This is a genomic window from Aedoeadaptatus ivorii, assembly GCF_900638585.1.
Lineage (GTDB): Bacteria > Bacillota > Clostridia > Tissierellales > Peptoniphilaceae > Aedoeadaptatus > Aedoeadaptatus ivorii.
Window position 1 is genome coordinate 414,835 of sequence record NZ_LR134523.1, and the last position, 25,205, is coordinate 440,039.

A 25,205-nucleotide genomic window follows, 5' to 3' on the forward strand; every position below is an offset into this window, starting at 1 on the left:
CTTGCGTATCGACCGGAAAGAGGAGTGCATGACGAAATATATTATCAGACGCCTGCTGTTTATGATTCCCACGCTGTTGGGCGTCAGCTTTATCATCTTCGGTCTTTTGTACCTGACACCGGGCGATGCCGCCACCGCCAAGTTGGGACAGAATGCACCGAAAGAAGCCGTAGAAGCGTATCGGGAGGAGCTGGGGTTAAACGACCCCTTCCTGGTACAATACGGCAATTACATGAAGGGGGCGCTTACGGGCGACTTGGGAAAGAGCTACGCCTCCGGCGCCGACGTGGCGGATACCTTGGCGGAGTATTTTCCCGCCACATTAAAACTGACCGCCTTTTCTCTGGCCATCGCCGTAATTTTCGGGATCCTCTTCGGCATCCTGAGTGCGGTGTATAAGTACAGTTGGATCGACAAGATTTCCATGTTTATCGGCATGATCGGCCTGTCGATGCCGATTTTCTGGTCGGGAATTTTGTTTATTCTGTTGTTTTCGGTAAAACTGCGCTGGCTGCCCTCGTCGGGCCTTTACTCCTTTAAGCACCTGATTTTGCCGGGATTTGCCCTGGGCTTTCAGTCCATGGCGGTGATTATGCGCCAGACCCGCTCTTCTATGCTCGAAGTGCTGGGCAAGGACTATATTCGCACTGCGCGCTCGAAGGGGCTCCGGGAATGGTATGTTATCGTCGTGCACGCGCTGAAAAATGCCATGATTCCCGTGCTCACCAGTGCCGGGCTTTTGACCGGCGCCCTCTTGGGCGGAAGCGTTCTGACCGAGACGATCTTTTCGATCCCCGGCATCGGACGGCATATGGTGCAGTCTATCGGCGCCAGGGATTACCCCATGATCTTGGGAGCGGTGCTGTTGATCTCGTTCTCTTACTGCGTACTGAATCTCGCGATCGATATCCTCTATGGATTTTTGGATCCGCGGGTGCGTAGCCAATACGAATAGGGGGTTTTTGTGGAAAATTCGATATCGAGAAGTAAAGACCTCCGCATGCGTTTTGTAAAGAACAAGATGGCGGTACTGGGACTTTTGATCCTCGCGCTACTGGTTATTATGGCGATCTTTGCGCCCGTCATCGCCACCCACGTGCCCGAAAAGCAGGACCTCGCCAATCGGCTGGCCCTGCCTTCGGCGGCGCACTTTTTCGGGACGGACAATTTTGGGCGCGACATTTTTTCCAATGTCGTCTACGGCGCCCGCATCTCGCTGTTTATAGGCCTTGCCGCCACCACGATTTCGGTGGTCATCGGCACGATTATCGGCGCCGTGGCGGGTTTTTTCGGCGGGCAGGTGGACAATGTGATTATGCGGATCGTCGACGTGTTTTTGTCGATTCCGTCTTTGATCCTCGCTATCGCCATTTCGGCGGTACTGGGCAACGGAATCCGCAATCTGATCCTCGCCGTATCCCTTTCGGGAATTACGGGCTATGCGCGGATCGTGCGGGCGAGCGTCCTTTCGGTAAAGGAACAGGAGTATGTCGAGGCGGCACAGATCGGCGGCGCGGGCAATCTGCGCTTGATCTTTCGCCATATCCTCCCGAACTGCACCGGGCCCATCATCGTGCAGGCGACCCTGGGCGTGGGCACCGCCATTTTACAGGCGGCGAGCCTGAGCTTTATCGGGTTGGGGGTACAGCCGCCGACGCCCGAGTGGGGCGGCATGCTGAGTGCGGGACGGGATTATATCCGCGACTTTCCGCATTTGACGCTATTTCCCGGCCTTGCCATCGCCTTGACTATTTTTTCGCTGAATTTGTTCGGCGACGGCCTGCGCGACACTTTGGATCCGAAGGAAAGGAGCTAATATGGCGAAACTCATGGAATTTAAGGACCTTCACGTTTCCTTTCATACGGACCGGGGCGTGGTGCACGCCGTAAACGGCGTGAGCTTCGACATCGACGAGGGCGAGACCGTCGCAATCGTCGGCGAAAGCGGAAGCGGAAAGAGCGTGACCGCCCTTTCGCTGATGGGGCTTTTGCCCAAACCGGCGGGCACCGTCGACGGGGGCGAGATCCTCTACCGAGGCGAGAATATCTTTTTGATGGACGAAGCGGCGCGGCGGGATTTGCGCAGCCGCGAACTCGCCATGATTTTTCAGGAACCGATGACGAGCCTCAACCCGGCGCTTCGAATCGGCTTTCAGATCGAAGAAGTGTATCGGCGCATTTTGGGGCTATCGAAGGCGGATGCCAAACAGAAGTCTTTGGAGATGTTGGAGATGGTCGAGATCCCCGACGCCAAGGACAAAATGCACGCCTATCCCCACGAGCTCTCCGGCGGGCAGAGACAGCGGGTGATGATCGCCATTGCCCTGGCGTCTTCTCCCAAACTGTTGATCGCCGATGAGCCCACTACGGCGCTGGATGTGACCATTCAGGCGGAGGTCTTGACCTTGATGCGCAATCTGCAAAAAGAGCTCAACACCTCGATCCTCTTGATTACCCACGATTTGGGCGTGGTGGCGCAAATGGCCGACGAGGTGGTGGTCATGTACGGGGGCCGTGTAATGGAAAACACCGATGTGTGTACGCTCTTCGACCACCCTCTGCACCCCTACACCAAGGGTTTGTTGAAGGCGCGGCCCACCCGCGAAAGCAAGGGCAAGAAGCTCTATAACATTCCCGGAAATGTGCCCACCGCCTTCGAAATGGAGGGACACTGCCCCTTCTATTCCCGTTGCAGCGAGCGCATGGAAAAGTGCGCTAAGGCGGTTCCCGCCCTCACCGAAGAGAATCCGGGGCAAGAAGTCGCCTGTTTCTTATACGAGGAGGATGCCCGTGGATAAGATTTTGGAACTGAAAGATGTGACGAAAGAGTTTTCCGTGGGCAAAAAGACCATCTTCGGCGCCGCGCCCAAGACGGTAAGGGCGGTCGATCACGTCAGCTTCAGCTTGGGAAGAAAAGAAACCCTAGGCATCGTCGGCGAGAGCGGAAGCGGCAAATCTACATTGGCGCGCTGTATTTTGGGCCTATATCCCGACGCGCAAGGCGAGGTGCTCTTTGAAGGGAAAAATGTGCTAACGGCAGACAAAAAAGAAATCCGCGCGGTGCGCCGAAAGATTCAGATGATCTTTCAGGATCCGTACAGTTCGCTGAATCCCCGCATGAGTGCCCGAGAGATCGTGATGGAGCCCTTGATCAATCTGGGGAGCGACGACATCCGGCGGCGGGCGGAAGAGACCCTCAAGCTATGCGGTCTTTCTACGCAGCATTTCGAGCGCTATCCCCACGAATTTTCCGGCGGCCAGCGCCAGCGGATCGGCATCGCCCGGGCGTTGGTGGTAGAGCCGGATCTGATCCTCGCCGATGAACCCACATCGGCGCTGGACGTTTCGATCCAGGCGCAGATTATCAATCTCCTGGAGGAATTGCAGGAGGAGCGGGATCTGAGCTATATCTTTATCTCGCACAATATCGCCGTGATACAGCATATTTCCGATCGAATCGGCGTCATGTATAAGGGCGAATTGGTAGAAATCGGCGACGAAGCGCAGGTCTCCGAGGCGCCGCGACATCCCTATACGAAAAAGCTGCTCGCGGCGATCCCGCCGCCGGATCCCCATTGCAGATAAAAAGCATCCCTCGAGGGATGCTTTTTTTGATGCGTATTCAATAGAGCGCCGCGATGTAGCCGTCGCAGCGTTTTTCGGTGCCGCCACAGTAGACGCCGTTTTCGCGCACGAGGATCTGTCCCCGTCCCATATCCAGCTCGTCGCCCGGGATGGTGACCGCATGGCCCGAGGCGCGGAGAAAATCGAGGATCTCGGGGGCGTAGGTCGATTCGCACGCAATGCGGTCCTCCCCCGTCCACATAAAGCGTGGCGCGTCCAAGGCGGCCTGGGGATTTGCGCCCGAGACGAGCAGCCGCAGCAGGGTTTGCACATGGCCCTGGGGCTGCATAAATCCGCCCATCACGCCGAAGGCGGCATAGGGCGCGCCGTCTTTGGTCAAAAAGCCGGGGATGATGGTGTGATAGGGGCGTTTGCCGCCGGCGAGGATGTTGTCGTGGCCCGCTTCCAAAGAGAAGTTGAGCAGCCGGTTGTTGAGAGAAATCCCCGTACCCGGGACCACGACGCCGGATCCGAAGCCGTCGTAATTGGATTGGATCATAGATACCATATTGCCCGCTGTATCTCCCACCGCGAAGTAGACGGTCGAGGGGGCGAGGGGGTGGCAGTATTCGACGATCTTGGCCGTATCGGCGATGTCGTCGCGGCGGCGTCGGATAAAGGCGTCTGAGAGCAGGTCTTCACAGCGCACGCGCATATGATCGGGATCGGTGACGAAGCGGGCACAATCGGTCATGGCGCGCTTCACGGCCTCGACGGTGCGGTGGACGCCCAACGGCGTATCGAGGTCGATCTTCCAGGGTTTGAGCATCGCCAGGGCCATAAGCACTGAGATGCCGTGGCCGTTGGGGGGCAGTTCGTAAACAGTGGTCCCTTCGAAGTCGAGGGAGAGCGGCTCTACGCGCAGGGTTTGGTGGGCGGCGAGGTCCGCGGCGGAAAGAAATCCGCCGAAAGTCGCCGAAAATTCCGAGATCTTCTCGGCGAGCGTGCCGCGGTAGAAGGCCTCGGTTTTGCTTTCTGCGATGGCAATCAGCGTCTCTGCCTGATCGGGATTGGAGAAGATTTCGCCGGGCCGGGGGGCGCGTCCTTCGGGGGCGAAGGTGTGCCAAAAGGCGTCGAAGACCGGGCCGGTGCAGTGCTTGCGCGTTCTAAGTTCCCGCGCCCACAGAGCCGATACCGTGGGTGAGATGACGAAGCCGTCCTTTGCATACCGAATGGCGGGGGCGAGCACCTCCAAAAAGGAAAGGGCGCCGAAGGCTTCGTGCACCGTGCGCCAGGCGTCCACGGCGCCGGGGACGCCGACGGGTTCGATTCCGTAGGGCGGGATCTTATCGAATCCCTTCTTTTGAAGTGCCTCGGGGGAAATAGACGCGGGGCTCTTGCCGCTTCCGTTGAAGCCGTAGAGGGCGCCTCCAAAGGAAAATACGGTAAAGAGATCGGAACCCAAGCCATTGGAGGTGGGCTCCACCACGGTTTGGGCCGCCGCCATGGCGATCGCCGCATCGATCGCGTTTCCGCCTTGCTCTAAAACGGTTCTTCCCGCCTCGGCGGCGAGGGGGGTGGAGGCCAGCGCCATGGCCGGGGCGTAGACCGCGCTTCGTTTCGAAGGATAGGGATAGCTGTGATACAATGGATTCACTCCTTTCTCTATCAGTGTAGACCAGGGGGAACGAATTTTCCAGACCGAGGCACAAAAGCCGTAATTCAAGCCGATTGCCGGCCGTTCTGAATTGCAATCACACGGTGTTTATGGTAGGATAGTAACGTTATTGATATACAATTCAAACAGAGGGGGTGTTAGATTGACCACGTTTTTAAGTATCATAGTGGCGCTGTCGGCGATTGCCTTGATTCTCTCCGTCGTCGTGCAGGAATCGACGCAAGTGGGATTGGGAACCTTGGACGGCAGCGGAGGCGCTTCTGCGGAGTGGGGTGCCAATCGCGGTACCAGCCGCAAGGAAATGCTGAAGCGGATTACCGTCGTGACGTCCGTAGTCTTTTTCATTTCTATTATCGTATTGATCGCTGTAACGCAATAATCAGGAGGAATCATGGATTTTAACATTTTACTCATTGCTCCCGTCGTGGGGGTAATAGCCATCTTGTTCGGTCTGTATAAGTCTTCTTATGTAGGCAAGCAAGAGGCCGGAGACGAACGCATGAAAGAAATTTCCGGCTACATCCACGAAGGGGCCATGGCATTTCTGCAACGGGAATACAAGGCACTCGTCGTATTCGTAATCGCTTTGGCCGTCGTCTTATTCTTCGCCATCAACTGGCAAACCGCCGTCTGCTTTATCGTCGGCGCGATTTTCTCGGTATTGGCGGGCTATGTCGGCATGAACACGGCCACCAAGGCCAATGTGCGCACCGCCAACGCCGCCCACACCAGCGGCATGGCAAAGGCATTGGACATCGCTTTTTCCGGCGGCGCCGTAATGGGCCTGATCGTAGTGGGTCTGGGTATCCTCGGGATCTCCCTGTTCTACCTCTGGTTCGGCAACCCCGAAATCATCACCGGGTTCTCCCTCGGTGCTTCTTCGATCGCATTGTTTGCCCGCGTGGGCGGCGGTATCTATACCAAGGCTGCCGACGTCGGTGCGGACTTGGTGGGTAAGGTCGAAGCGGGCATTCCCGAAGACGACCCCCGTAACCCCGCGGTCATCGCCGACAACGTAGGCGACAATGTCGGCGACGTCGCCGGCATGGGCGCGGACCTCTTCGAATCCTATGTAGGGGCACTGCTCTCGGTCATCACTTTGGGAACCCTGGCATTTCGTGAACAAGGCCTGCAATTCGGCCTCGGCATCGCCGCCATCGGGATTGTGGCATCGATCTTGTCCATGTTCTTTGTAAAGGGCGACAAGAACCCGCAAAAGGCGTTAAACATCGGTACTTACGTCGCATCCGGCGTGACCATCGTGGCAGCGGGCGTTTTGGCCAACGGCATCTTCGGTTCGCTGACCATGTTTTTCCCGGTTATCGTCGGCGTTATCGTAGGGCTCACCATCTCCAAGATTACCGAGCACTACACGGCGGCGGAATATAAGCCGGTACAGAGAATCGCAAAAGAATCCGAAACCGGCGCTTCTACCAATATCATCTCCGGTCTGTCCGTGGGTATGATGTCCACCGTAGGACCGATCATCGTCTTGGCCATCGGCATTATCGCCGCATACGCATTGGGCGGCGGTAAAGAAAACGCCATCTACGGCCTCTACAGCATCGCACTCGCAGCTGTGGGTATGCTCGCGACCACCGCATCCACCATCGCGGTAGACGCATACGGCCCCATCGCCGACAACGCCGGCGGTATCGCCGAAATGTGCGAACTTCCCGAAGAAGTACGCGACATCACCGACTCTTTGGATGCGGTCGGCAACACCACCGCAGCTATCGGTAAGGGATTTGCCATCGGCTCTGCAGCTCTGACCGCGCTGTCTCTGTTCGTATCGTATATTCAGGCGACCGGCCTTGCGGGCATCGACATTTCCAAGCCCTCGGTTATCGCCGGTACCTTTATCGGCGGTATGCTGCCCTTCGCCTTCTCGGCGCTCACCATGAGTGCGGTGGGTAACGCGGCCAGTGCCATGATCGACGAGGTACGTCGTCAATTCAAAGACATCCCCGGCATCATGGAAGGCAAGGCGACCCCGGAATACGCCCGTTGCGTAGATATTTCTACCACCGCGGCCCTTCGCGAAATGATCGTTCCCGGCATTATCGCCGTCGTCGTCCCCATGCTCGTCGGCTTCCTCTTGGGAACCGAGGCACTGGGCGGACTCCAAGCCGGTGCGCTGATTACCGGCGTTCTGATGGCGATCTTTATGAGTAATGCCGGCGGCGCTTGGGACAATGCCAAGAAATATATCGAAGGCGGCGCCCACGGCGGCAAGGGATCCATTGCGCATAAGGCAGCGGTTACCGGCGATACGGTCGGCGACCCCTTCAAGGATACCTCCGGTCCCAGCTTGAACATTTTGATCAAGTTGATCACCATCGTCTCCTTGGTATTCGCACCCCTGTTCGTCGCATTCGGAGGCGTGTTCCTCTAAAATACGACAATAAAAATGCCCTTCGGGGCATTTTTTTATGCACAAAAACGGATTCTCTGATATTGACATTCTTTGACCATAAACGTATAATGATTCTCACGAGAGGGGGTAAATATGGCACGACTCAGCAATGTCATCGAAGAATACATTCGTACGCTGCTTGCAGAGAAAGACGGCAATGTAGAGATCAAGCGCAATGTGCTGGCGCAGCATTTCGGCTGCGCGCCCAGCCAGATCAACTACGTTCTTACCACCCGTTTTACGCCGGTACAGGGGTTTTATGTGGAATCCCGCCGGGGCGGGGGCGGCTATATTCGCATCGTACAGGTGGAAATCGAGGACAACCGGAAGTATGCGGATCTTCTGCAAGAGGAGATCGGCGATAGTTTGACCCGGATCAACGGAGACCGGATCCTCGACGCGTTGGCGGAGGGCGGCTTTCTCGACGAGCGGGAAAAGCGGCTGCTCAAGATCGCCCTTTCCGACCGCGCCCTCGCCGCGGCAGGCGATGTACGCAATCGCCTGCGAGCGGAGATTTTACAGAATGTTTTATTGGGTATCTTCTCTTAAGGAGGTGGAGGTATGCTCTGTGAACACTGCCACGAAAACGAAGCACAAATTACCTACACGACCGTAGAAGGGGATACGACGAAAGAGTTGCATATTTGTCGCAGCTGCTTTCAGGATTTGATCAAAGAAGATTTTCCGACGATGCAGATTCCATCGGTGGAAATCCAGCCCCTCCTCAAAGAACTCTTTCCTCTGTTCGGCTATGGCGACAGAAAAGACGAAGAGCGGGCCTGCGCGCACTGCAACCGCACGCTCAGGGAGTTTCAGGAGACGGGGATCCTCGGCTGTGAACACTGCTATGAGGCGTTTTCCGAGGAGCTGTCTCGGATCCTGCCGCGTATACAGGGGGCCAAGAAGCATGTGGGCCACAAGCCCCGCGCCGCCTTGTTGCGCGACGAGAAGAGCCGAAAGATCCAGACTTTGCAAGAAGAACTGGAGCGCGCCGTCGCCGAAGAGCGTTACGAAGACGCCGCCGACCGACGGGATCGAATCAAGGAATTGCGAGAAGATAAAGATGCACAATGATCAGGTTTTGCTAACGAGCCGAATTCGGCTGGCGAGAAATATCGAAGGCTATCCGTATCCGTCGACGATGGATAGGGAAGCGGCCCGGGCGCTTACGGAAAAGATCATCGACGCGTTCGAGAAGCGCGAAGATACCTGGGTATACCACAAGATTCAGGATATGGCGCCCTTGCAGAGCCTCTATGCGCTGGAAGAGAATCGGATCAGCCCCGAACTGATGAAAAACAAAGAGATCGGTTCGTATCTGGAAGGACCGGACAACGAAATCGTCATGTTGATGGAGGAGGATCACCTGCGCATTCAGGATATGCGCAAGGGATTTTTTTTAGACGAAGAATACGAAAACGTCGCCTCGATCGCGGGCGATCTGGAAGAGCGCTTGCCGGTCTCCTACGATCCCGTACTGGGCTATCTGGCCGCCTGCCCCAGCAATGTGGGCACGGGCCTGCGCGCCGGGTGTATGATGCATCTTCCCGCCTTGGACACATTGGGGATGGAACAGATTCAGCGCTCTATCACCCGCATGGGCTTTGTGCTCAGAGGCATTCGCGGCGAGGGTTCCAAGAGCATCGGGCATATCTACCAGATCAGCAACGAGCGGACCCTGGGCCTTACGGAAGAAGAATTCTTGCGACGGGCCAAATCGATCGTCGCTGAGGTGGCGGCGCTCGAGCGGATAAAGCGCAAAGAGATGTATCTGGATCACTTGATCGAGCTGGAGGATATGGCGCGGCGCAGTTACGGAATTCTGCGCAATGCGCGGATTATCGGCTTTGAAGAAGTGATGTTTCACCTCAGCCATATGAAACTCGGGATCGAACTTTTCGTCTTGGACCCCAAGCGGGACTTCGACCTTTACGATGCGATGATTCGCCTGGGAAAGGCCCATCTTCAAATGGAGCGGGGCAGTTTTCTCGACGATCGGAGCAGCAATATATATCGCGCCAATACGGTGCGGAAGTTTATCAAGGAGGTATTTTAATGGCGATGTTCGGCAAATTTACCGAAAAGAGTCAACGTGCCATGGTCTTCGCCCAATCGGAGGCGCGGGAGCAGGGGCACGCATATATCGGAAGCGAACACATTTTGTTGGGGATCCTCCAGGTACCCGCCGGTGCCTCGGGCATTCTCGCCCAAGTGGGCGTCGACTACGCCCGGGCGAAGGATGCCGTTATGGAGATCGTATCCCCCGAACCGGGGCCGGTGACCTCGCTCACCTATACGCCCCGCACAAAAAAGATTTTCGAATTGGCCTTGGAAGTGGCCAACGAACTGGGACACAATTATATCGGCACGGAACATTTGCTCTTGGGCATTTTGCGCGAAGGCAAAGGCGTCGCCGTATTGGCGCTAAGGAATCTGGGAATCGACGTGACGATGCTCGAGAGAAGCATCGTGATGGCGATTAAAAAGGTCGACCCGCGCGCCCAAGAAGTCGAAGAGGACGTCAACGAATCGGCGCTCGAAGAATTCGGCCACAATCTGAATGAACGCGCCACCGCCGGCAAGATCGACCCGGTGATCGGCAGAAAAGAAGAGATCGAGCGGATCATTCAAGTGCTGGTGCGCCGTACCAAGAACAATCCCGTTTTAATCGGCGAACCCGGCGTCGGGAAAACCGCCATCGCAGAAGGCCTGGCGCAGCGCATCGTCGAAGGAAAGGTGCCGGAGATCATCAAGGACAAAAAGATCTATACCTTGGACGTCTCCGCCCTGATCGCCGGGGCAAAATACCGCGGCGACTTTGAAGAACGGCTGAAGGCAGTGATCGCCGAAGTGGAATCTCGCGAGGACGTCATCCTCTTTATCGACGAGATCCACGTGGTGATCGGTGCCGGCGGCGCGGAAGGGGCGATGGACGCATCGAATATCTTAAAGCCCTCTTTGACCAAGGGCGATCTGCAGATTATCGGCGCGACGACCATCGACGAATACCGCAAGCATATCGAAAAGGACCCCGCCTTTGAACGCCGCTTGATGCCCATTATGGTGGAAGAACCCGATGTGGAAGATTCCATCGAGATCCTCAGGGGCATTCGCGACAAATACGAAGCCCATCACAATGTAAAGATTACCGATGCGGCCATCGAGGCGGCGGTGGAACTTTCGCACCGCTATATCAACGACCGCTTCCTGCCCGACAAGGCGATCGACTTGATCGACGAGGCGGCGAGCCGCTTGCGGGTCGAAAACTTCAACAGTCCCAACTCCCTGAAAGAATTGGAAGAGGCGCTGGCAAAACTCTCTAAAGAGAAGGAAGAAGCGGTCAATTCCCAAAACTTCGAAGAAGCGGCGCGGCTGCGCGATGAAGAAAAGAAGATCGAGGAAGAACTCGAGGGCCAAAAGAAGAACTGGGACCGCGAAAAGCACACCAAGAATATGGTCGTGGACTACGAAGAGATCGCAGAAATCGTAAGCAACTGGAGCGGCATTCCCGTCACCACCATGAACGCCGAGGAGAGTGAACGACTGGTGCGGTTGGAAGAGGAACTCAATAGCGAAGTAATCGGACAGCCCCAAGCGGTCGAAGCGGTATCTCGCGCCATCAAGCGCGCCCGCGTGGGCCTCAAGAGTCCCGATAAGCCCATCGGCAGCTTTATCTTCGTAGGCCCCACCGGTGTCGGTAAGACCTATCTCGCCAAGAGCCTGGCGGAATTCTTGTTCGGCGATGCGGATTCTATGATCCGGATCGATATGAGTGAGTATATGGAAAAACACAGCGTCTCCCGTCTCGTGGGTTCGCCCCCGGGATATGTCGGCTACGACGAGGGCGGACAGCTCACCGAAGCCGTGCGCAGAAAGCCCTATTCCGTGGTGCTCTTCGACGAAATCGAAAAGGCGCACCCCGACGTGTTCAATATCTTGCTGCAAATCTTAGACGACGGACGACTGACCGACGGACAGGGGAGAACGGTGGACTTTAAGAACACGGTCTTGATTATGACCAGCAATGTGGGCGCCACCCTTCTCAAGCGTCAAAACACCATGGGCTTCGGCGCGCCGGATACCGAATCGGCGCGGGGGTACGACAAAATGGTCGAAACCATTCAGTCGAAACTCAAGGATACCTTCCGCCCCGAGTTTTTGAACCGGATCGACGAGATCATCGTCTTTAAGTACTTGGAAGAAGAACAAGTGCGCGAGATCGTGAAACTGATGCTCCGCGACTTGAAGGAGCGGTTGGAAGACAACGAAATCCACATTCACTTTACCGATGCCGTGGTGGATTATATCGGCGATGAAGGCTTCGACGAAGAATACGGCGCTCGTCCCCTGGTGCGTTCGATTCGAAAGAATATCGAAGACCGCCTCGCCGACGAGATCCTCTTGGGCCATGTCCAAAAGGACCATGAAATTTTTGTGGATGCCAAAGACGGAAAGCTGGTATTTTCCGAGGAGGCGAAGACGCCCCAAACCGTAAGCGATGAAGCATAAGGGCTATGTATGCGAATCCTGCGGCTACAAGAGTTCGGGGTTTTTCAGCCGCTGCCCGTCGTGTAAGACTTGGAACAGCTTTCGGGAAGTCGGAGAAGAGGCGGAGGAGAAACGGTCTACGCGCACAAAAAAAGAGGCGAGACCGCTCACTAGTGTGGTGGGCGAAACCAAAAAGCGACTTTCCAGCGGCTATAAGGAATTCGACCGCGTGATGGGCGGCGGCATCGTAGAGGATGGGGTGACGATCCTCGCCGCCAAACCCGGTGCGGGAAAATCTACCCTGCTGTTTCAGATCGCCAACGCCCTCGCCAAGGACGGCCTGCGCGTCTTGTACGCTTCGGGTGAAGAGAGCGAGAGCCAGGTGAAGATGCGCGCCGAGCGGATCAGCACGGGAATCAGCGAAAATATCTGGATCTATGCCGGCACCTCTATGGACGATGTGCGCCACTGGATCCGGGAGATCAACCCCGCCGTCATCATATTGGATAGCATTCAGACCTTTACCCTCGATGCTTTTTCCGCGCGGGCGGGAACGCCCACCCAAACCATGGAATGTGCGAATCTCTTGGTGGACTACGCCAAGAACAAAGGCAAGCCCCGGGCGGTGTTTATGGTGGGTCAGCTTACCAAGCAGGATTCCCTTGCCGGCGTGCGGGCGTTAGAACACCTGGTAGATACGGTGCTCTTTATCGACCACGAAATGCAGGAAGAGCTTCGCATTTTGCAGGTGACGAAAAACCGATTCGGTTCCACCGGCGAGATGGGATTTTTCTCGATGACCGAAGCGGGCATGGTCTCGATCGACAACCCTTCCTCGCATTTTATGACCGAACGGGCGGAAGGGGGCGAGGTGCCGGGCTCTGCGATGTGCATCGCCAGAGAAGGGACCCGCAGCATTATCGTCGAGATCGAAAGTCTCGTCAGTAAGAGCTTTACGCCCTATCCCCAGCGGATCTCCCAGTGTATGGGCAGAGAACAGCTGGGGGTGCTCCTCTCTATATTGGAAGAGCGGGGCGGTCTGTCGCTGTACGACAAGAATGTCGTGGTAAAAACCACCGGCAATCTGAAGCTCAAAGAAGGGGCTGCGAATCTCGCGGCCATCCTTTCGATCGCATCGGCATTTCGCAACAAGCCCCTTCCACGGGACGTGCTCTTTATCGGCGATGTGGGACTCACCGGAGAGATTAAAAATGTCCCCTCTCTCCAGTCGCGCATTCGCGAAGGGGAGCGGATGGGATTTCGCACCATCTACGTGCCCCTGGGCGCGCGCATCGAAGGGGGAGGAAAAGCGGAGATTCGGTCTCGGCGTCTTTTATCGGAAGTCGTTCGGGAACTCTTGTAAACAAGGAGACGCACAATGGACTATTACGAGAATCTGCTCGGGCTTTTTGCCGGGGGAACGGCGATGATGATCGCCTTGATCGTCGCCATCATCTATATGGTGGCGTGGTGGAAATTGTTCGAAAAAGCGGGGGAAGCGGGGATCGCATCGATCATTCCCATCTACAACACCGTCGTGCTTGCGCGCATCGTCTACGGATCGGGTTGGTTTGCGCTTTTGCTCCTCTTGCCCGGGATCGGTGCGGTCTATGTGCCGATCACGACTTTCTTGTTGATGCGCCGATTTGATCGCAGCGTGCTGTTCAGCTTTTTGGCCATATGGATTCCGTTTTTGGTCCTCGTGCCGGCCTTTGGAGACGATCTGTATTTGGGACCGATCCGTTGATTTCATAAAAATAAGCCATCGAGATTGACTCGATGGCTTATTTTTATGAAAAAGATTATTCGGCGTCTTCTTCTTCTTCCTCGTCGGATTCGGTTTCGTCGACGGTGGGTACGTCGGCTGTTTCTGCTTCTTCCGCATCTTCGTCTTCTTCGATGATTTCTTCGCGGGGTTCTTGGAGGGAAGCGACGGCTTCTTCCGCATCGGTGAGGACTTCGATGTCTTCGATCTTAAAGACATCCAAGTCTTCGACGGTGAGGGTATCGCCGATCTCCATATCTGCGACATTGACAACGGCTTCGGAAGGAAGATTGGTCGGCAGACATTCGACTTCGACTTCTTCCAACAGTTGCAACAATACGGAGGGTTGTACCTTGATATCGTCTCTGCCTTCGAGGACGACGGGAATCATCAACTTGATCTTTTCCTTCAGGTTGACGCCGTAGGCATCGAAGTGCAGGAGTTGGTTTTTGAAGGGGTGCTCTTGAATTTCCTTAAACAGGATCTTCTTGGAGTTGCCGTCCAATTCCGCATCCACCAGAGCGGAGGTACCGGCTACGTCTACGATTTTACGCAACTCGTTGGCCTTGGCGACGATGGCTACCGGCTCTTCGCCTTTGGCATAGTAAATGCCGGGGACCAGACCTTCCGTTCTATTCTTCTTGGCGCCGGCAGTACCGGTGCCTTCGCGTTTTTCTAAATGTAATTTAAGTTCTGTCATTTCGTATCCTCCTTAGTTTACTCGACAATAAATTATATCCTAAAATCAGCGCAATTTCCACGTTTTCGCGCATTTTTCCGAACTAGGAGACGGGTTTCGCGCACAATACGGCCATAGAAATGCCCCCGCTTCCCAAATGAGAGCCGATAATGGGGTTTAAGAGGCCCGTATAGACGGTTTCGATCTCCGTCTTTTCGAGAATCAGCTTTTTCACTTCTTCACAGAGCGCTTCGTTGTCGGCGTGGGACAGATAACAGATTCGGTGTGCGGGATCCGGGTCCTCTCCGGCGGTGCGTGCGAGGGTCTTGGTCGCGTTCTTTGCGCCGCGTACCTTTTCGCGAATGGCGAGGACGCCGTCGTCGCGCATATGGAGGAAGGGCTTAATATTTAAGGCATTTCCCACCAAGGCGCCGACACTCGAAAGGCGCCCGCCGCGGTGTAAGTGGTCCAATTCGGTGACGATGCCGTAGAGCCCGATATGTGCCTTAAAGCTTTCCAGATCGTCGAAATTTTCCGAAAGATCCATGCCCGCCGCTTGATTCGCCTCCGCCCGGGCACAGATCAAATTGCCGCCGGCGGTGCAGGTGCGGGTGTCCAAACAGCGGATGGTGCGCTCGGGGTAGCGCGCCTGTAAGAGTTTTGCCGCCACCTCCGACTGATGAAACTGCATGGATATGCCGCCGCTCATACAGAGGTATAAGACGTCGAGGCCTTTCTCTAAGTATTGTTCGAAATAGTGTTCATAGATCCCCGGGGAAATCTGAGAAGTATAGGCGGGTTGTTCTTTAAGCAGCCGGTAGAATGTCAAGATATCGTCGCGCGTGGTATCGTCGCCGATCTCGAAATCGCGACCGCCGCAAGCGGTCCGCATGGGGATTCTGCGGATATTCGTACTATGAAACAGCTCGGGATATAGGTCCTGAGCGCCGTCTGTCAAAATTTGATAGGATGACATTTTACACCTCGATCCTTTCTCGTCCCCTCCGCTTGTTCGGAGATAGACGTAAATATTATACCACACTTGCTCGCGTAGTTATCTTCGGAAGCGGAGACGGGGAAAATCCACGCATAAAAAGCGTTTGCGCGTTTAACAAATAACAATGGAAAGGAAAAATGCCGGTGTATAGCCGTTTTCGTAGGTACAAATGTGAATATCATGTATAAAAAACAATTCTTGACACGGCTTCCAAAATCTTGTACGCTTGAACATATCTAAAATTATCTATTTGTGTGAAAAGGAGTACAGAGATGAAGATTTCGGGGAACGGCGGAAAACTCGCCATCGGCGCCTTGGCGATGACTTTGTTGGCGGGATGCGCACAAAAGAACGACACGCAGGCGAACGGAGCGCAAGAGGAAGCAAAGAATGCGCAGACGCAAACCGCCGTCGCCAACGATAAGAAGGCGACCGAGGAAAAGAGCGAAGTCGCGGCGGGCGAGATCGCCAAATTGGGCCTGGGATTCGATACCACGCTCAAGACCACCGATCAGATGGGAGAAAAGGGCGCATCGGCGCAGGCGGACGGGATGGCGGTGGCCGTGGGCTTTGACACCGACGGCAAGATCGTCGATCTCCGTTACGATGTGATTCAACCCAAGGTCGAATTTTCCAATGACGGCGCCTATACCGCCCCGGCGGAGGCCGCCTCTTCGAAATTGGAACAGGGCGCGAGCTACGGCATGAAAGAAGCTTCGGAGATCGAGAAGGAATGGGACGAGCAATCCGCCGCCATTTCCGCCTATGCGATCGGAAAGACGGTAGAGGAGATCGAGGGGATCGCCACCAAGGAAAAAGACGAGCACCACAAGGCGGTACCCGATGTCGCGGATCTCGCGAGCTCGGTGACCATCGACATCGGCGCGTTTCAAAAGCTGGTGCGTGAAGCCTATGACAACGCCCAAGACGCGAGCGGCGGCGAAAAGGTGGGCTTAAAGCTCACCGCCGATACCCAAAAGTCCAAGGGCGTGGAAGGGGAAAAGGGCCTCAAAGCGGCGATTGAAATCTCCGCCGCGGCGGTTATGATCGATAAAGACGAAAAGATCACCGCCTCGAGAATCGACATCTCCGAGCCGACGGCAGAATTTGACGCCGCCGGGAAAGTGAAACAGGCGGATGCCGAAATTAAAAGCAAGAGGGATTTGGGCGATGCGTATCAGATGAAAGAAGCCTCCGAAATCAAGAAAGAATGGTACGAACAGGCCGACGCTTTTGAGGCGTATGTCGGCGGAAAGACCGCAGAGGAAGTTCTCGCCATTCCCACCAAGGAAAAAGACGAGCACCACAAGGCGGTGCCCGATGTAGCGGATCTCGCGAGCTCGGTGACCATCGATATCGGCGACTTGCAAAAACTGGTGCAAGGTGCCGTAGAAAACGCGAGCAAATAATCCCATAGACGCATAAAAAAAGAGCCATCGGCTCTTTTTTTGTCCCCGAAATCGGGCATTCTCTTATTTTTTGCGTCGTTCGCGGCGCAGGCGTTCTTTTTGAATTTGGCGCTCGCCATAGGCGGCGAGTTTGTCTTTTAGATCGTCCAAGAAATCGATCTTCGCCGCTTCGGTGCGCTTTCCGCTTCGATTATAGCGGACGCTGAGGCAGAGGCCGATCATGGCGAGGTTCACCAACTGGAAGGTGCCGCCGTAGCTGATAAAGGGGAGGGGAATGCCCGTAACGGGCATCAGTCCTAAGGTCATCCCCGCGTTTTCCCACACGTGGATAAACAAGATGCTGAGAAAGCCCATGACCATCAGCCGACCTGTCGCATCCCGCGCGATCTTTGAGAGGGCGAGCAGACGGTAAAACAAGAGACCGTAGAGGGCGAGCACAACGCTGCCGCCCAAAAACCCCAGCTCTTCGACCAAGACCGGAAAGATAAAGTCCGTTTCTTTGGTGGGGATAAAATTGTACTGCGTCTGCGGGCCTTCGTAGAGGCCGCGGCCGAAGAACTTGCCGTTTCCGATGGCGATGCGCCCTTCGTAGGCCTGATACCCGCTCCCCGAGGTATTGGCGCCCGGACGTAGAAAGTCGAGGATTCGATTTTTCTGGTACTCGTCCAGACGGGCATAGAAAAAGGGCAGCGATAGGATCGCGGCACCGGCGGCGCCGATAAAATACTTCCAATCCAGATCGGCAAAAAACAACATAATGCCGATAAAAAATAGATAGACCATGGCGGTCCCGAAGTCCGGCTGCAGGAGAATCAATCCCACGGGAAAGCCGGCAAAGACGAGGGCCTTGATAAGTTCCTTGGGATGATTGATGACCTCGGCGTGGGTTTCGAGATAGGCGGCAAAGCAGATCACCAGAAAGACCTTTACGAATTCCGCCGGCTGAAAGTTCACCGGTCCCAAGGAGAGCCAGCTCTTTGCGCCCCAAGTGGTGTCGCCGTGACCGAAGAGAAGCGTCGCCACCAAAAGCAAGATACTCAGGCCGTATAAGAACGGGTAGTAGCGCTTCCAAATGCGGTAATCCAACACCATAAGCCCCATAAGAGCGGCAAAGCCCAAGGCGGTCGCCACCCCCTGCTTTAATAAGTAGGATCCGCTCCCGTAGGTTTTGGTCGCCGAGGATAGGACGAGAAAGCCCAGGGCGGTGATGGCGAGGACAGAGAAGATCAGCGTAAGATCCACATCCCGCTTTTTGGGCACGAAGTCGGCGATGCGTTGTGCCTTAATTTTCAAATTTTTAACGGGTATACCTTTTCGCATGTATACCTCCTTCTAAAGGTTATGATAGTATAAGTATACAACAACGAAGGGGGCTTGTGATGGATCTCGAAGAAATCAAAAACAAAGCGGGTTTTCACGACCTCGCCCATATCCCCCTTACGGTACTTACGGAAATGGAAGTGATCCTCGCCGCGCGAAGGGAGGCCGGGGAGCGACTGGATATTGAACCCAAGGACGACCGAAGTCGCTACGACTTTCGGGCGGTGTTCCCCGCGGGCAGGTCAGTCTATGTCGCCTTTGAGCAGATTCCCTTCGAGAGAAAATTGTCGGCGCCCCGGGCGGGCTACGGTCGCCTGGCGGGGATCTCGCGCGATGTCGATTACCATCTGCTTCTTAAACACAAAATCGAAGTCCTGCAGGCGCTTTTAGAAGAAGCGGACCCCACGATCCGCTGTCATCGGCAGATCGATACCGGTCCCCTATACGAGCGGGGGTTTGCCGCGCGCACCGGGCGTGGATTTATCGGAAGAAACGGCAACTTTATTCACCGCGAATTGGGAAGTTATGTTACCATAGGACTTCTGCTCGTGGATCGGGATTGCGATGGGGCGGCGGAGATCGAAACGTGTCGCTGCGGAAGCTGTATGCGCTGTGTCCGCGCCTGCCCCGGCGGCGCCATAGACCCTTCGGGACGGCTATCGCCCACGCGGTGCCGCTCGTGGCTCTCCCAAAAACGGGGACCGCTCAGCGAACGGGAACGGGAGATCCTCGCCGATTCCCTCTACGGCTGCGACATCTGCCAGGCGGTATGTCCCTTCAATGCCGACATTCCCGCGCGGTTTCAGACGAAAAACCCCCGCACATACATTCCCCTCGACGAGGTGGAGGCACAGAGCAATCGTACCTTTCGAGAAAATTTCGGACATATGAGCGGCGCGTGGCGCGGCGCGCGACAATGGAAGAAAAACGCCGAGTACATTCGGGCGTATTTCAAAGACAGGAAGAGGTAGAGAATCTATGCGAATCGATAAGCAAACGGCAGAAAAAGTATATGCGCGATTGGAAGCGATGTTTCCCGACGCGCGGGCGGAGCTCGATTATACTACGCCCTATGAGCTTTTGGTGGCGACGATTCTCTCTGCCCAATGCACCGATGTACGGGTGAACAAAGTGACGAAGGTGTTGTTCGAAAAATACAACACCCCCGAGCGCATGGTCGCACTCGATCAAAAGACGCTCGAAGGCTATATCAAAAGTTGCGGCGTCTACCGGAATAAGGCAAAGAACATCCTTGGCGCATCCCGCGCCATATTAGAAGACTGGGGCGGCGAGATTCCCCCCACCATCGAGGGCCTGATGACGCTTCCCGGCGTGGGCCGAAAGACCGCCAATGTGGTGGCATCGAATGTATTGGGGATTCCCGCCATCGCCGTGGATACCCACGTGTTTCGCGTATCCAACCGCATCGGCCTCGCAGAGAGCGACAAGGTGGAAAAGACCGAGGCGCAACTGATGGAAATCTGGCCCGAAGAGAAGTGGAGCAAGGGACACCATCTGCTGATCTTTTTGGGCCGGCGCATCTGTAAGGCGAGAACGCCCCTCTGCAGCGAATGCGATTTGAAGCCGTATTGCGAATATTATAAGAGGAACGGGAAAGCCCATGAATGAAAACTATAAAAACTATCGAAAAAATAAGCGCGCCGCCTTGAAGCGAAAAAAGCACATAAAGCACGGGGTCCTCTTGGTAACGGCGGTCTTGTTGTTTGTCATTGCCGTTATTTCTGTCCCCGCTTTTGGAAGAATCAGCCCCGGCCTTACCTATAAGGGCGTGTCTTTGGGGACAAAAAGCGAAAGTGGCGCAAAGACAGCGCTGAAAAATGCCGCGGCGACCTTCGATGAACGGGAGATCACCCTTCGCGCCGGTTCGCGCGCTGTGCGCACCGACGCGCACGCACTGGGCCTTTCCTACGATCCCGGCGCGGTGGCGGCGGCCGCGATGAAACTGAGCCGGGATATGAGGCCGTGGGAGCGGATCGGCGCCTGTTTTGCCAAGCGCGAAGTGGCGATGCCCCTTGCGGTCAATGAAAAGAAGCTCGCGCGCACGCTCTTTTCCTTTGACGGCACGTTATATGATTTGCCCCTCCCCGCCCGTCCGGTGGCGGACAATGGGGATGCGGTGCGAATCGAAAAGGGGGAGGCGGGAGAAGTTCCCGATGTGAAAGCGGCCAAAGACGCCCTCGCACTTTATGACGGCGCGCCCGTTAAAATCGAAACCACCGCACAGGAGCCGGCGCTGAGTGCCGAGGCACTTTCGGGGATTGACGGCGTGCTCGCTATGGTGCGCTCCGACTATACAGATTCCGACCGCGACCGCAAGGCAAATGTGGAAAACGGCGCCTCGTATTTTCGGCGCATTGTGCTCTCGCCGGAAGAAAAAATCTCTTTTCTGCAGGAGATCGGGGGCATCACCGAAGCCCACGGATTTCGAAAGGGAGAGATCGTAGAAAACGGAAGAATGGCATCGGGCATCGGAGGCGGCGTCTGCCAAGTTTCCACCGCGCTTTACAATGCGGCGGAAGAGGCGGGGCTTACGGTGCTTACGAAATTCAACCATTCCCGCCCCGTTCCCTATGCCGAGGAAGGGCTGGATTGCGCAGTGGTGGACGGCTACAAGGATTTGATCTTCAAAAATTCGTACAAGACGCCGGTATATATCGAAATGCGGGCAGACGGCAAGGAACTGGTGTGTAAGATTTACGGGCCCAAGGCGGAAAAGCCCGATGCCATCGAACTCGCTACCGAGCGCGTGGCGACCATTCCCGCAGGGGAACAGCGGGAGCTTTCTTCTCAGCTAAAGGCGGGAGAAGAAAGGGTAGAGGTGCCCGCCGTAGACGGATCGGTGTATAAGACATATCGAATTTTCAAAGAGGGCGGACGGGAAGTGCGGCGCGAACTCGCATTTACTTCCCGCTATGTGCCTTCGGCGGGGAAAATACTGGTAGGGGAAAATTAATACGATTTTCCCCTTGTTTTATATTGCGCCTCATGATAATATAATAAATTGCATAATAATAAAACGAAGCATGGAAATGACGGCAGCAGCAATGGAAGACGATGTATATGTAAGCTTTTTTTGGCGGGGCAACTCTGTACGAATACTTACACATACATTTTTTGTTTTCCGAGGAATTTGTGAGGGGTGAGGAATTCAGATGGTACATCCTGTTCAATACGGCAAACGGGAGAGAATGAGCTATTCGAGGATCGACGATGTGTTGGAGATCCCCAATCTGTTGGAGGTGCAGACCTCTTCGTTTCAGTGGCTGATCGACGAAGGTCTGAAAGAGGTATTTCGAGATATTTCGCCCATCGAGGACTTCGCGGGCAATCTGATTCTCGAATTCGTAGACTATTACGTATCCGACGATAAGAAATACGACTTCGAAGAAGCCAAACAGAAGGATACCAATTATTCGGCGCCTTTGAAGGTAAAGGTCCGCCTGATCAACACGGAAATCGGCGATGTAAAGGAACAGGAAGTATTTATGGGGGATCTGCCCCTGATGAGCGACACCGGCACCTTCGTCATCAACGGGGCGGAACGGGTCGTCGTCAGTCAACTGGTTCGCTCCCCCGGCGCCTATTATAAGGAAGAACTCGACAAGACGGGCAAGAGCCTGTTTTCTTCGACCCTGATCCCCAACCGCGGTGCGTGGTTGGAATTCGAGACCGACGCCCAGGGCGTGATCAATGTACGCATCGACAGAACCCGCAAAATCCCCATCACGATTTTACTCCGCGCCATCGGCATCGAATCCAATCTGGAAATCACCCGCTTAATGGGAGAGACCGAGGAGCTTTTAAAGGTATTCGAAAAGGACCAAACCAGCAACAAGCAGGAAGCCCTTCTGGAAATCTACAAGAAGCTGCGTCCCGGCGAGCCGCCGACGGTAGAATCCGCCCAGTCTCTGTTCGAGAATATGTTCTTCGATGCCCGCCGCTACGATATGGCGAAGGTGGGCCGCTATAAGTTCAACAAGAAGCTGGCACTTCGCGAACGTCTCGAAAATCGCGTAGTCGCTGAAGACGTAATCGACGGCGAGACCGGCGAGATCCTGGCGAAGGCGGGGGATCGGGTGGATCGCGCGGCGGCAATCGAGATCGAAAACGCCGGCATCAATCGCGTAGAAATCCTCGTCGACGACATCAACGACCCGGGCGAAAAGCGCAAGCTCGTGCTCCTGGGCAACAATTTTGTGAATCCCGCGGCATTGGATTTGGATTTGGACTTTGAAGCCCTGGGCTTTAAGGAAAAAATCTACCTGCCTCGCCTTAAGGAACTCCTCGAGGAATACGAAGGCGAAGAACTGATCGCGCGGATCAAGTTACACTATAAGGAACTGACGCCGAAGCACATTTTAATCGACGATATTTTGGCGGCGGTCAACTACGAATTCAATCTGTTCCACGGCATCGGAAATACCGACGACATCGACCACTTGGGCAATCGCCGCATCCGTTCTGTGGGAGAGCTGTTGCAGAACCAATTTCGCATCGGCCTGACCCGCATGGAACGGGTGATTCGCGAGCGCATGGCGGTACAGGACCCGGATGCGTCCACGCCGCAGTCCTTGATCAACATTCGTCCGGTGACGGCGGCGATCAAGGAATTTTTCGGCTCTTCGCAGCTGTCTCAGTTTATGGACCAAAACAACCCGCTGTCGGAGCTGACCCACAAGCGCCGTCTGTCGGCATTGGGACCAGGCGGTCTTTCTAGGGACCGCGCCGGCATGGAGGTACGGGACGTCCACAATTCCCACTACGGCCGGATGTGCCCCATCGAGACGCCGGAAGGTCCGAATATCGGGTTGATTACCTCGCTTACGACCTATGCCCGCATCAATGAATACGGCTTTATCGAGGCGCCCTACCGCAAGGTAAAAAAGGGTGAAGGCGTCGTGACCTCCGAGATCGAGTACATCACCGCCGATATCGAGGACGAAAATATCATCGCCCAGGCGGACGAAAAGATCGACGAAAACGGACGCTTCGTAAACGAGCGGGTTATCGCCCGGGGACACGAAGGGGTCGTGGATATCTTCCACCGCGAAGACATTACCTATATGGACGTCTCGCCGCAACAGATCGTCGCGGTAGGGACCAGCATGATTCCGTTTTTGGAAAACGACGACGCGAACCGTGCGTTGATGGGCTCGAACATGCAGCGGCAGGCAGTGCCCCTCTTAAAAACCGAAGCGCCCATCGTGGCGACGGGCATCGAGTACAAGACGGCCCGGGACTCCGGCGTCTGCGTGATTTCCACCTGCGACGGCACCATTTCTAAAGTGAGCAGCAGCTCCATTACCGTGACGCCCGACGACGGCACGGACGATGTGGTCTTTACGCTCCATAAATTCGAAAAGGCGAACCAAGGCACCACCATTAATCAGCGGCCCATCGTCAAGACCGGACAAAAGGTAGAACGCGGCGAAATCATCGCCGACGGACCCTCCACCGATTTGGGCGAGATGGCCTTGGGGAAAAATATCCTGATCGCCTTTATGAACTGGGAAGGCTATAACTACGAGGACGCGATGCTGATCAACGAAGAGCTGGTCATCGACGACGTTCTCACCTCCCTCCACATCGAAGAATATGAATCCGAGGCACGCGATACAAAGCTCGGACCGGAAGAGATTACCCGCGATATTTCCAATGTGGGCGACGATATGCTCAAAGATCTCGACGAGCGGGGCATTATCCGCGTTGGCGCCGAGGTAAACCCCGGCGACATTTTGGTGGGCAAGGTGACGCCCAAGGGCGAAACCGAGCTCTCGGCGGAAGAGCGGCTCTTGCGGGCGATCTTCGGCGAAAAGGCGCGGGAAGTGCGTGACACCTCTCTGCGTCTGCCCCACGGGGAAGCGGGGATTGTCGTAGACGTCAAGACCTTCAGCCGCGCGGACGGCGACGAACTGCAACCCGGCGTAAACGAAATGGTGCGGGTATATATAGCCACCAAGCGCAAGATTCAGGTGGGCGACAAGATGTGCGGTCGCCACGGCAACAAGGGCGTCATCTCTCGGGTACTGCCCAAGGAAGATATGCCCTATATGCCCGACGGCCGTCCCATTCAGATCGTACTGAACCCCCTCGGGGTTCCCTCCCGTATGAATTTGGGACAAGTTCTCGAGGTCCACTTGGGCCTTGCGGCGAAACAACTGAACTGGCACGTGGCGACGCCGGTATTCGACGGCGCCAACGAGCAGGATATCTTTGACACCTTGGAAGAAGCGGGTTTTTCCGCCGACGGCAAGGTACAACTCCGCGACGGACGCACCGGAGAGGAGTTTAACAACCCGGTCACCGTAGGCTATATGTATATGTTGAAACTGCACCACTTGGTCGACGAAAAGATTCACTCCCGTTCCACCGGGCCCTACTCTCTCGTCACCCAGCAACCCCTCGGCGGCCGCGCCCAATTCGGCGGGCAACGGTTCGGGGAGATGGAGGTTTGGGCGCTGGAGGCATACGGCGCCAGCCATACCCTGCAGGAGATGCTCACGGTAAAATCCGACGACATCGTCGGCCGGGTCAAGACCTACGAGGCCATCGTCAAGGGCGAAAACATTCCCCAGCCGGGCATTCCCGAATCCTTTAAGGTATTGATCAAGGAACTCGAAGCCCTCGCTCTGGAGATCAAGGTACTGGACGAAAATGAAGAAGAAGTGGATCTCAGCCACGACGACGAAGAACTGAACCACTTGGACAATATGGACGGCAAGATCGAAGGAGAAGACGCAGGGGAATTGATCGAAGGCAAGAGAAGCGCAAAACCGCTTGCGGGCATCCGCAAGATTTCCGGCGACGCGATCCCCCAAGGCTTTACAGAGGATGCGGATGAAGAATAATCCGTCCCACGAAGTCGCAC

At 55.6% G+C, this 25,205-nt stretch carries 21 protein-coding genes; 17 read left to right on the forward strand and 4 right to left on the reverse strand.

The window, feature by feature from the left end:
* Window positions 1-28 precede the first annotated feature (28 nt).
* From EL294_RS02025 to EL294_RS02040, 4 genes are read left to right on the forward strand one after another with little or no spacing between them, the layout of a single operon-like run.
* Entirely contained in the window at window positions 29-955 is a 927-nt protein-coding gene (locus tag EL294_RS02025; protein ID WP_126464864.1) for an ABC transporter permease, read from the forward strand.
* A gap of 9 nt (window positions 956-964) precedes the next feature.
* On the forward strand, window positions 965-1,816 hold the full coding sequence (gene nikC / locus EL294_RS02030) for a nickel transporter permease (RefSeq protein WP_269471181.1): 852 nt from the start codon (window positions 965-967) through the stop codon (window positions 1,814-1,816).
* 1 nt (window position 1,817) lies between these two features.
* The gene (locus EL294_RS02035) at window positions 1,818-2,798 is read left to right on the forward strand and encodes an ABC transporter ATP-binding protein (RefSeq protein ID WP_126464865.1); all 981 of its coding nucleotides are present in this window, start codon (window positions 1,818-1,820) and stop codon (window positions 2,796-2,798) included.
* The gene (locus tag EL294_RS02040) at window positions 2,785-3,585 is read left to right on the forward strand and encodes an ATP-binding cassette domain-containing protein (protein WP_126464866.1); all 801 of its coding nucleotides are present in this window, start codon (window positions 2,785-2,787) and stop codon (window positions 3,583-3,585) included. Before EL294_RS02035 ends, EL294_RS02040 begins: the two co-directional genes overlap by 14 nt.
* Window positions 3,586-3,622: 37 nt before the next feature.
* On the opposite strand, the gene EL294_RS02045 is transcribed toward EL294_RS02040, so the two are convergent.
* Complete coding sequence (locus tag EL294_RS02045) at window positions 3,623-5,212, reverse strand: gamma-glutamyltransferase family protein (protein WP_371828955.1); 1,590 nt, start codon at window positions 5,210-5,212, stop codon at window positions 3,623-3,625.
* A gap of 172 nt (window positions 5,213-5,384) precedes the next feature.
* On the opposite strand from EL294_RS02045, the gene secG reads away from it, so the two are divergent.
* From secG to EL294_RS02085, 8 genes are all read left to right on the forward strand, one after another.
* Window positions 5,385-5,621 carry a preprotein translocase subunit SecG gene (gene secG, locus EL294_RS02050; RefSeq protein ID WP_126464867.1) on the forward strand — a complete coding sequence of 79 codons (237 nt, stop codon included), beginning with the start codon at window positions 5,385-5,387 and terminating at the stop codon, window positions 5,619-5,621.
* Between the two features lie 12 nt (window positions 5,622-5,633).
* A complete protein-coding gene (locus EL294_RS02055; protein ID WP_126464868.1) occupies window positions 5,634-7,637 on the forward strand; it encodes a sodium-translocating pyrophosphatase in 2,004 nt (667 codons plus the stop codon).
* Window positions 7,638-7,751: 114 nt separating this feature from the next.
* Window positions 7,752-8,207 carry a CtsR family transcriptional regulator gene (locus EL294_RS02060; RefSeq protein ID WP_126464869.1) on the forward strand — a complete coding sequence of 152 codons (456 nt, stop codon included), beginning with the start codon at window positions 7,752-7,754 and terminating at the stop codon, window positions 8,205-8,207.
* Between the two features lie 12 nt (window positions 8,208-8,219).
* A complete protein-coding gene (locus EL294_RS02065; protein WP_126464870.1) occupies window positions 8,220-8,732 on the forward strand; it encodes a UvrB/UvrC motif-containing protein in 513 nt (170 codons plus the stop codon).
* Entirely contained in the window at window positions 8,722-9,714 is a 993-nt protein-coding gene (locus EL294_RS02070; RefSeq protein WP_126464871.1) for a hypothetical protein, read from the forward strand. The genes EL294_RS02065 and EL294_RS02070 overlap by 11 nt, the downstream gene beginning before the upstream one ends.
* Window positions 9,714-12,167 (forward strand): ATP-dependent Clp protease ATP-binding subunit, encoded by a 2,454-nt coding sequence (locus EL294_RS02075; protein ID WP_126464872.1) that lies wholly within the window; start codon window positions 9,714-9,716, stop codon window positions 12,165-12,167. Before EL294_RS02070 ends, EL294_RS02075 begins: the two co-directional genes overlap by 1 nt.
* Complete coding sequence (gene radA / locus EL294_RS02080) at window positions 12,157-13,509, forward strand: DNA repair protein RadA (RefSeq protein WP_126464873.1); 1,353 nt, start codon at window positions 12,157-12,159, stop codon at window positions 13,507-13,509. Before EL294_RS02075 ends, radA begins: the two co-directional genes overlap by 11 nt.
* Before the next feature lie 15 nt (window positions 13,510-13,524).
* Window positions 13,525-13,893, forward strand: coding sequence for a DUF5684 domain-containing protein (locus EL294_RS02085; protein ID WP_126464874.1), 369 nt, complete (start codon window positions 13,525-13,527; stop codon window positions 13,891-13,893).
* 55 nt (window positions 13,894-13,948) lie between these two features.
* Here EL294_RS02085 and EL294_RS02090 read toward each other — a convergent pair whose 3' ends face one another.
* Both EL294_RS02090 and EL294_RS02095 read right to left on the reverse strand, forming a co-directional pair.
* On the reverse strand, window positions 13,949-14,611 hold the full coding sequence (locus EL294_RS02090; RefSeq protein ID WP_126464875.1) for a 50S ribosomal protein L25: 663 nt from the start codon (window positions 14,609-14,611) through the stop codon (window positions 13,949-13,951).
* 82 nt (window positions 14,612-14,693) lie between these two features.
* Window positions 14,694-15,566, reverse strand: coding sequence for a DegV family protein (locus EL294_RS02095; RefSeq protein WP_126464876.1), 873 nt, complete (start codon window positions 15,564-15,566; stop codon window positions 14,694-14,696).
* Between the two features lie 293 nt (window positions 15,567-15,859).
* Between EL294_RS02095 and EL294_RS02100 the strand changes: the two genes are divergently transcribed.
* Complete coding sequence (locus tag EL294_RS02100) at window positions 15,860-16,996, forward strand: hypothetical protein (protein ID WP_126464877.1); 1,137 nt, start codon at window positions 15,860-15,862, stop codon at window positions 16,994-16,996.
* Between the two features lie 63 nt (window positions 16,997-17,059).
* Here EL294_RS02100 and rodA read toward each other — a convergent pair whose 3' ends face one another.
* Window positions 17,060-18,316 carry a rod shape-determining protein RodA gene (gene rodA / locus EL294_RS02105; protein ID WP_126464878.1) on the reverse strand — a complete coding sequence of 419 codons (1,257 nt, stop codon included), beginning with the start codon at window positions 18,314-18,316 and terminating at the stop codon, window positions 17,060-17,062.
* Between the two features lie 59 nt (window positions 18,317-18,375).
* Here rodA and EL294_RS02110 point away from each other — a divergent pair, with 59 nt between their 5' ends.
* The 4 genes from EL294_RS02110 to rpoB all read left to right on the forward strand — a co-directional run bounded on the left by EL294_RS02110 (window position 18,376) and on the right by rpoB (window position 25,185).
* Window positions 18,376-19,287 carry an epoxyqueuosine reductase gene (locus EL294_RS02110; protein WP_126464879.1) on the forward strand — a complete coding sequence of 304 codons (912 nt, stop codon included), beginning with the start codon at window positions 18,376-18,378 and terminating at the stop codon, window positions 19,285-19,287.
* A gap of 7 nt (window positions 19,288-19,294) precedes the next feature.
* The gene (nth, locus tag EL294_RS02115) at window positions 19,295-19,945 is read left to right on the forward strand and encodes an endonuclease III (RefSeq protein ID WP_126464880.1); all 651 of its coding nucleotides are present in this window, start codon (window positions 19,295-19,297) and stop codon (window positions 19,943-19,945) included.
* Window positions 19,938-21,290: a VanW family protein gene (locus tag EL294_RS02120; RefSeq protein ID WP_126464881.1), complete on the forward strand. Its 1,353-nt coding sequence runs from the start codon at window positions 19,938-19,940 to the stop codon at window positions 21,288-21,290. Before nth ends, EL294_RS02120 begins: the two co-directional genes overlap by 8 nt.
* Window positions 21,291-21,489: 199 nt before the next feature.
* Window positions 21,490-25,185 carry a DNA-directed RNA polymerase subunit beta gene (rpoB, locus tag EL294_RS02125; RefSeq protein WP_126464882.1) on the forward strand — a complete coding sequence of 1,232 codons (3,696 nt, stop codon included), beginning with the start codon at window positions 21,490-21,492 and terminating at the stop codon, window positions 25,183-25,185.
* Window positions 25,186-25,205: the final 20 nt, after the last annotated feature.

Coding starts and splice junctions, on each gene's coding strand:
- EL294_RS02025 (WP_126464864.1), top strand. CDS start 29: ATGACGAAATATATTATCAGACGCCTGCTGTTTATGATTCCCACGCTG.
- EL294_RS02035 (WP_126464865.1), top strand. CDS start 1,818: ATGGCGAAACTCATGGAATTTAAGGACCTTCACGTTTCCTTTCATACG.
- EL294_RS02040 (WP_126464866.1), top strand. CDS start 2,785: ATGCCCGTGGATAAGATTTTGGAACTGAAAGATGTGACGAAAGAGTTT.
- EL294_RS02055 (WP_126464868.1), top strand. CDS start 5,634: ATGGATTTTAACATTTTACTCATTGCTCCCGTCGTGGGGGTAATAGCC.
- EL294_RS02060 (WP_126464869.1), top strand. CDS start 7,752: ATGGCACGACTCAGCAATGTCATCGAAGAATACATTCGTACGCTGCTT.
- EL294_RS02065 (WP_126464870.1), top strand. CDS start 8,220: ATGCTCTGTGAACACTGCCACGAAAACGAAGCACAAATTACCTACACG.
- EL294_RS02070 (WP_126464871.1), top strand. CDS start 8,722: ATGCACAATGATCAGGTTTTGCTAACGAGCCGAATTCGGCTGGCGAGA.
- EL294_RS02075 (WP_126464872.1), top strand. CDS start 9,714: ATGGCGATGTTCGGCAAATTTACCGAAAAGAGTCAACGTGCCATGGTC.
- radA (WP_126464873.1), top strand. CDS start 12,157: ATGAAGCATAAGGGCTATGTATGCGAATCCTGCGGCTACAAGAGTTCG.
- EL294_RS02085 (WP_126464874.1), top strand. CDS start 13,525: ATGGACTATTACGAGAATCTGCTCGGGCTTTTTGCCGGGGGAACGGCG.
- EL294_RS02090 (WP_126464875.1), bottom strand. CDS start 14,611: ATGACAGAACTTAAATTACATTTAGAAAAACGCGAAGGCACCGGTACT.
- EL294_RS02095 (WP_126464876.1), bottom strand. CDS start 15,566: ATGTCATCCTATCAAATTTTGACAGACGGCGCTCAGGACCTATATCCC.
- EL294_RS02100 (WP_126464877.1), top strand. CDS start 15,860: ATGAAGATTTCGGGGAACGGCGGAAAACTCGCCATCGGCGCCTTGGCG.
- rodA (WP_126464878.1), bottom strand. CDS start 18,316: ATGCGAAAAGGTATACCCGTTAAAAATTTGAAAATTAAGGCACAACGC.
- EL294_RS02110 (WP_126464879.1), top strand. CDS start 18,376: ATGGATCTCGAAGAAATCAAAAACAAAGCGGGTTTTCACGACCTCGCC.
- nth (WP_126464880.1), top strand. CDS start 19,295: ATGCGAATCGATAAGCAAACGGCAGAAAAAGTATATGCGCGATTGGAA.
- EL294_RS02120 (WP_126464881.1), top strand. CDS start 19,938: ATGAATGAAAACTATAAAAACTATCGAAAAAATAAGCGCGCCGCCTTG.
- rpoB (WP_126464882.1), top strand. CDS start 21,490: ATGGTACATCCTGTTCAATACGGCAAACGGGAGAGAATGAGCTATTCG.